Origin of the sequence: Paraburkholderia sp. BR10954 (assembly GCF_040965775.1) — a bacterium.
Taxonomy (GTDB): Bacteria; Pseudomonadota; Gammaproteobacteria; order Burkholderiales; family Burkholderiaceae; genus Paraburkholderia; species Paraburkholderia youngii.
This window is the reverse complement of record NZ_JBFRCK010000249.1, coordinates 1-375: the sequence shown is the minus strand read 5'-3', so window position 1 is coordinate 375 and position 375 is coordinate 1. Positions and strand designations below refer to the sequence as shown.

Annotated in this window: 1 pseudogene; it reads right to left on the bottom strand. The window is 60.3% G+C overall.

Annotated elements, in window-relative coordinates:
* Positions 1–267 (bottom strand): annotated as a pseudogene (locus AB4Y34_RS42100) (hypothetical protein); the annotation flags it as partial.
* Positions 268–375 lie beyond the last annotated feature (108 nt).

Below are 375 nucleotides of genomic sequence, written 5' to 3'. Positions count from 1 at the left end.
GATGCGCGAGATCTGTGCCTCGACCAGCGAGCGCACACCGTAGCCGTATTTCTTGTGAAATGCATAGATGCCTTTGTCCTCGATGTATCTGACGATCTGGTCATGCCGGCGGGTTCGCTCCTCGCCGTGTACGACAGCGTGAGCTGGCGGTGGGATGACGGGCGTCACGCCCGCGCCTGAAAGCGCTTCGGCACGCTCGATGCTGTAGTACGCGCCATCGGCAATCACCCGATCCATCGGCACATCAGCGGGCAGCACGGCGTCCATTCCTTCGCTGTCCGATACTTCTGTAGGGCATTGTCACCCATTGGGAGGCCGTTGGAAAGCGGTACAGCACTACGCACAAGGCGCGGCCTTGCGTTGTTGCGAAACCTT